Genomic DNA, 5,804 nt, shown 5'->3' on the forward strand with positions numbered 1-5,804 from the left:
CCGACGTCGTCCTCATGGACATCCGCATGCCTGTCCTGGACGGCATCGAGGCCACTCGCCGCATCGGCTCCGACGAGGACCTCGCGGGCGTCAAAGTCCTGATCCTCACCACCTTCGAGGTCGACGAACACGTCGTCGACGCGCTGCGCGCCGGTGCGAGCGGTTTCCTCGGCAAGGGCGTCGACCCACCGGACCTCCTGGAGGCCATCCGCACCGTTGCCGCCGGAGATTCCCTCCTGTCCCCCGTCGCCACCCGCCAGCTCATCTCCCGTTTCCTCACCCAGCCCACCCCGGGAGAAGCGCACAGCGCCCGAGCCCTGGAGCGCCTCACCCCCCGTGAACGTGAGGTCATGATCCTCACCGCGCTCGGCCTGTCCAACCACGACATCGCCGAGCGCCTGCACGTCACACCGCTCACCGCGAAGACACATGTCAACCGCTCCATGACCAAACTCGGCGCCCGCGACCGCGCCCAACTCGTGGTCATCGCCTACCAAACCGGCCTGGTCAAGCCCGGGACGTGAGCGGAGCCCCCGCACCGCGTCCCGGTTCCGGACCGGCGCCACGACGGTCTTTCCGCCACGGAGAGGGTGGCCTGTCGACCGCAACACGGATGGCGGCCACAGCCCGTTGGCGGTGTCGCTCTTCGCCGGCGGCCATCTGCTCGGCGCCGCGCAGTTGTGGCGCACCGAGCGCCCGGATCCCTTCGACGAGGACGACGCCCGGCTGCTGGAGGAGGTCGCCTCGCGAGTGGCGCTGAGCGCGACGACGCCCGGCGATACGCCCGCGAGCGCCGGATCGCACCGGCCCTTGCAGCACAGCCTGCTGCCTGCGGGACGCGCCGACGAGCCGGCTGCGGAGACGTTCGGCGCGTACCTGCCGACCGCGTCGGCGACGGTGCCCGGGAAACGTGGCCGTGCGGAGCCTCCGTTTCCACGGCGAGTTCGAGTGTTCGTGTGACGTGTTCGAAGACGACGGCCGTAGCCGCACTGCGCTCCGCTCAGGGGCGATGCGTCGGGGGCTTCCCGCCGATCGCTTGCAGGATGCGGGCGCAGGCCTTGAGCAGGCGGCGCCCCGCGCGGTCGATCTCGCGCGCGGTCATCTCGCGGTGCGGCTGCACCGAGAGGTTCATCTGGGTGCGGCCCTCGGCATCGAAGACGGGTGCGCTCATGGCACTGACCGGGTGCCGACCGTTGCCGTCGAGGTCGCCCGGGAGGTACTCGGCCTGTCGCAGTTCCGCCAAGAGCGCCATCACCATCGGCTGAAGGCCCTCGGCGAGCGGGTCGTCGCTGAGATCCGCGAGCGCGTGGCGCAGTCGTACACCCGCGGGCGTCAGGCGCTCGACGCTGTAGCCGCGCGCGCGGATGGCGGCGAGCGAGTCGAGCAGCGGCTCGCGTGGAGCGAGGCGGTCGGTGCGCGCCGCCCAGTCCTCGATGACGGCCTCGTCGGCCCACGCCACGAACACGCCGCCGAACGGCGGCGCCAAGGGGATGCGGCGGCCGATGCGCACGGCCCCCGCGTCCGGGCCGGTGCCCGCGTGCGCGACGATCACCAGGTGCTCCTCGCTGCGGATCGCGGCGGTGGTCGGCAGCCCGAGTTCCTCGGCGATGGTCACCACCTCCGCCTGGGCGAGGTGTACCGCCGGGTACGCCTGCTCCGCCGCGCGGCCCGCCGCGACGACGGCCGGACCCAGGGTGAACGTCTTGTCGGCCGGGTTGCGGATCAGGTAGTCGGCGCCTGCGAGGCTCGATGTCACCGCATGGCACGTTGCCTTGCTCATGCCGAGCGCCCGAGTGATGTCGCTGAGGCTGAACGGGTGCGCGGGGCGGCTCGCCAGGAGTTCCAGAACACCGATGACCCGGTCGGTCGGTGGCGACGGACTCGCCCCTGAGGGTGCCGTGCCCGTTGCGCCGTCGTCGACCGCCGCCATGGCTGGTTTACTCCCTGCTCGTGTCCGGTGCCCGGCCTTGCTCAGGCTGCCTCTCGGGCGCGCCACACCCTACCGAGTCGTCCGCATGCGCCGGAGCGAGCGGCGCGCGTCTCGTGGAGACCGTGGTGTCGGTGGGCCCGGTCGTTCGTCCGGGATGGGCAGCCCGGCAGGACGGGCGTGGTCGCGCGGGACCGTCGGCGCGTGTATGCGCACAGTCGATCTGCCTGTTCGTCCATACGAAAGAAATCGTGAGTGGCCGGGTCAGGTCCCACCTCCACGCCCGCGACAGGTGGCGCAACGGTGACATCGGCGCCGTCGGAAGCATTTTGTGCAACAGTCATGCGTCGAACGATCAGGTTGTGAACGTCGTTGGTTCACCGGGTGATCGTCTCCGCCGGGTCGGCGGGGTAGCGGACCTCCACCGCCCACGGCGCCGACGGGCCGAGTGCGCGCAGGCGCTGCAGGGCCATGCGCTCGGTGAGTTCCTTGGGGACCAGGCAGTCGGCGCAGGCCGCGGGGCCGGCGGTGACCGTCATCAGGACGTGGTGGGGGGCCGAACGGGTGCAGTCCAGCTGGTAGTCGTCGGCGGCGAGGGCCTGGGCCAGAGGGGCAAGCGCCTGGGACACGGCGTCGTCGCTGATGTCCTTGTCGGTCACGGGCGTTCCTAACGCATGTCGACGGTGCGGGAGAGTGGCCGGCGGGGCGATGGGCTGGTGACGGTTCGACGGTTCGACGGTGCGGCCGTCGACTCCCGATGCGCTGTGGAGGCTGGGCTGCGAACGCGCCGATGGGGCCGCGTTGTTGCTCCACCGGGGGCAGGCAATCGACAAGCCCGATTCGGCCTGGGAAATCGACGAGCTCGGTTCGGCCCGGGGACCCGCCGTGCGCTGCGTCGGCCGGGCTGCACGGCCGCGGGCGGTGGGTCAGTCGGCGGTGAGTCCCGGGCGGCTGCGGGAGAGGAAGGCCCCGTTGTCGGAGAGCAGGAACTGTCCGGTGGTGTGGGCGGCCAGGTCCGAGGCGAGGAAGAGGACGAGGTCGGCGAGATCCCGGGGGTCGGAGAGTTCACCGCCGAGCGGGATGGACGCCTTCAGCGCCTGTCGGTACTCGGCGCCGAGTCGTGCCGCCACGTCTTGGGTGAGGGTGGTGCCGGGTGCGACGGCATTGACCCGGATGCGGTGTGGCGCGAGCTCGACGGCGAGGGTTTGGGTGAGGTGGTTGATCGCCGCCTTCGCGGCTCCGTACGGGGCCAGTCGCACGGCGGGTCGGGTGGTCTCGCCGGAAGTGACGTTGACGATCACCCCGTTGATGCCTCGGCCGATCATGGCTGTCGCCTCGGCCTGACACGAGTACATCGTGGCGAGCAGGTTGCCGGTCACCACGTCCGACATCGCCTGGGCCGTCCAGTCGAGGAACGGCGCGGCGGTGTGCTTGCCCAGCATGCCGACGTTGTTCACGCCGATGTGCACTCCGCCCAGGCGCTGCGCGGCCTCTTCGACCAGCTGATCCACCTGGTCCGGATCGGTCATGTCGCCGATCAGCGCGATTGCTTCGCGCCCCTCGGCGCGCACGAGTTCGCAGGTCTCCTGCGCGGCGGTGGCGACGATGTCGGTGACGGCGACGTTCGCGCCGGCTTGGGCCAGTCCGACGGCGACGGCTCGTCCGATGCCCGCGCCGCCGCCGGTGACCAGTGCCGACTTGCCCGCCAGGGAGATCTGGATGGTCATGGCCGAGTGCTCCTTGGCTGTGGGGAGGACGTGTGGCCCCGGGCGGGCGGGTCCGCCCGGGGTGGTTCGCGGGTTCACGCGGGAGTCGGGGCCGCGGGTGTGGTGGTCGCCAGAACCAGGGCGTTTTCGAGGGCTTCGAGTGCCATCGTGTCGAGTTCGGCGTCGGTCGAACCACCGAGGGGACCGCGGACGGTCAGCACGCGGGCCCGGTGGAGCCCGTACAACGCGGTGACTTGGTGGGCGAGTTCGGTGAATCCCGCGGTGGCCAGCAGGAGGGTGGGGATACCTGCCTGCTCCAGGACGACGGTGTCGTGGCAGCTCCACGACGTGCACGAACCGCAATCCGCCGAACCGGTGATGACGAGGTCCGCCGATTCCTTGAGCCGGTCGAAGACTTCGGGTTCGGCCGGCAGTGCGGCACTGACCTTCGGGATCTCCAGGGTGACCACCGCTCCGGTGCGTTCTGCCAGGAGGCGGGCGATGGCGCCTTGGATGTAGCCGGCGTGCGGCTTGAGGTTGTCCAGGACGGCGATGCGCGCGCCGGTCAACACCTGGAGACCGGGCGCGAGTTGTTTGGTCGGTTCGCCGACGCGGCCGGCCGGATCCAACAGGGTGACGGCCATGGGCCCTACCTTTCGAAAGCGGCTGTCGAAGCGGGACAGCGCGAGTGGATTCAGCCGACGGGGGTGGTGACGCTGCGGGTGAGGCCCCAACTGGGGATCACGAGCGAGTGCTTGCCGGGTCCCCCCGCGACGAGAACGCGGATGTTGTCGGCGGTTTCGGTCATCGGCTGTAGGTCGTCGTCACCCAGGGCGCGCATCCACGGCCGCCACATCGAGCTTTGGAAGTGCCGGCGGAAGTCGCCCGCGGGGCGCCGCGCCTTCTCGAACAGGTAGGCCTGGACGTCCTGGCGCGCCCATCCGGCACCGGCAATGGTGGCGGCGTGCTCGGGGCCCAGGACGATGAAGTACTCCGCGCTGGAGACGACCGCGTTGTTGACCCCGAACGTCGCCATGACGGTGGCCGTCTTGTCGAGAATCGGCGCCGGCCCTCCGCGCGTCTCCATGTCGTGGATGTTGTGCGGGTTCTCCATGCCGGCCACGGTCACCGCGCTGCGGGCGTCCAGGCCCAATGCGCGAGGGTAGACCGGCCAGGGGCTCGCCTCGGCGTTCTCCGCGAAGCAGAACGTGTACTTCGACGGCTGTCCGTGGGTCGCCGCGTCCCCCATGCCCGAGTCGGCCGTGCCCTTGGCGGTGCCGCCGCCGATGTGCAGCAGCGCGAGGCGCACGGCCCGGCCCAACGTGGCGTTCGCCCGGTTGCCCGGGCCCAGCGTCCCCGTCCCGGCGTTGAAGCCGGCCGCGCGGACGGCCTCTCCGTGTACGAGCACCATCACCGACACCGGGTGGGTCGTGGAGTTCACCCCGCGCAGGTTGAACTCCGGCGCGCAGATACCCCGGATCGCGGCGACGAGCAGGGGCAGCAGCCGTGGGCTGCAGCCGGCCATCACCGCGTTCACCGCCAGCACCCTGGGGGTTGCCTCACCGAGCCGAGGCGGCAATGCGCCGATGACCTCGTCGGGATCACCCTCGTACGCGGTCAGCATGGCCTCGACCCGCTCCCGAGTGGGGGGCACGACCGGCAGGCCGTCGCCCCACCCTCGTTCCTCCAGCCAGGCGTAGACGGTTTCCGCCAGGCAATCCGGCAGAACGTGCGTACCGGCGCCCGGGTCGTGGGCGGGCACAGCCGAGGCGATGTCAACCATGAGGCGTTCCTAGGTCGAGGAGACGGGACGTTCGGGTGGCTGTGAGGCTAGGTGCCCACAGCCCGGATCACAAGAGCGATTGTTCGAAATAGCACCTGCATCATTCGCATATTCGAATGCCGGGGGCTTGCGGTGGCAGCCCGGGCGCGGTCCTTCGCGCTCGCGTCGCGGAGCGCCTCCCGCAGGATCGGCGCGGCTCGCGGGTACGGCTTCGACCCGCCCGCCTGGACGAACTCGCCGGACGAGTGCGGCCCTTGGTCACCGACGTCGCGATGCCCCTGGACCGCGCCGAAGTGCGCGCCGACGCCGGCGCGGCGCACGGAGCGGATCTCCAACGCCGTCGCCTACCTGGACGCAGCGCGCCGGCGGCCGCCGGCCCCGGCGGAAC

Annotated in this window: 7 protein-coding genes and 1 pseudogene; 3 read left to right on the forward strand and 5 right to left on the reverse strand. The window is 71.1% G+C overall.

All coding sequences use genetic code 11. The annotated features are described in order from the left end of the window. Positions 1-524, forward strand: a 524-nt coding sequence (locus GT354_RS20095; protein ID WP_161357685.1) for a response regulator transcription factor, incomplete at its 5' end; no start/stop codon positions are given. 31 nt (positions 525-555) lie between these two features. After that, positions 556-960: pseudogene (locus GT354_RS20100) on the forward strand (GAF domain-containing protein); the annotation flags it as partial. A gap of 40 nt (positions 961-1,000) precedes the next feature. On the opposite strand, the gene GT354_RS20105 reads toward GT354_RS20100, so the two are convergent. The 5 genes from GT354_RS20105 to GT354_RS20125 form a co-directional block, all read right to left on the reverse strand. Then, positions 1,001-1,930 (reverse strand): helix-turn-helix domain-containing protein, encoded by a 930-nt coding sequence (locus tag GT354_RS20105; protein ID WP_161357686.1) that lies wholly within the window; start codon positions 1,928-1,930, stop codon positions 1,001-1,003. Positions 1,931-2,304: 374 nt separating this feature from the next. Beyond that, positions 2,305-2,586, reverse strand: a complete 282-nt coding sequence (locus tag GT354_RS20110; protein WP_161357687.1) for a hypothetical protein — start codon at positions 2,584-2,586, stop codon at positions 2,305-2,307. A 267-nt stretch (positions 2,587-2,853) separates the two neighbouring features. After that, entirely contained in the window at positions 2,854-3,654 is an 801-nt protein-coding gene (locus GT354_RS20115; protein WP_161357688.1) for an SDR family oxidoreductase, read from the reverse strand. A gap of 74 nt (positions 3,655-3,728) precedes the next feature. Then, entirely contained in the window at positions 3,729-4,277 is a 549-nt protein-coding gene (locus tag GT354_RS20120; RefSeq protein ID WP_161357689.1) for a hypothetical protein, read from the reverse strand. A gap of 50 nt (positions 4,278-4,327) precedes the next feature. Next, a complete protein-coding gene (locus GT354_RS20125; protein ID WP_161357690.1) occupies positions 4,328-5,416 on the reverse strand; it encodes a hypothetical protein in 1,089 nt (362 codons plus the stop codon). 116 nt (positions 5,417-5,532) lie between these two features. Here GT354_RS20125 and GT354_RS54230 point away from each other — a divergent pair. Continuing rightward, positions 5,533-5,804 (forward strand): hypothetical protein (locus GT354_RS54230; protein ID WP_237535265.1); only part of this gene is annotated, 272 nt, incomplete at its 3' end.

It is taken from the genome of Streptomyces sp. SID3343 (assembly GCF_009865215.1).
Classification (GTDB): Bacteria; Actinomycetota; Actinomycetes; order Streptomycetales; family Streptomycetaceae; genus Embleya.

Excerpts from the sequence above, each read along its gene's own strand:
- GT354_RS20105 (WP_161357686.1), bottom strand. The coding sequence starts at position 1,930 with ATGGCGGCGGTCGACGACGGCGCAACGGGCACGGCACCCTCAGGGGCG.
- GT354_RS20115 (WP_161357688.1), bottom strand. The coding sequence starts at position 3,654 with ATGACCATCCAGATCTCCCTGGCGGGCAAGTCGGCACTGGTCACCGGC.
- GT354_RS20120 (WP_161357689.1), bottom strand. The coding sequence starts at position 4,277 with ATGGCCGTCACCCTGTTGGATCCGGCCGGCCGCGTCGGCGAACCGACC.
- GT354_RS20125 (WP_161357690.1), bottom strand. The coding sequence starts at position 5,416 with ATGGTTGACATCGCCTCGGCTGTGCCCGCCCACGACCCGGGCGCCGGT.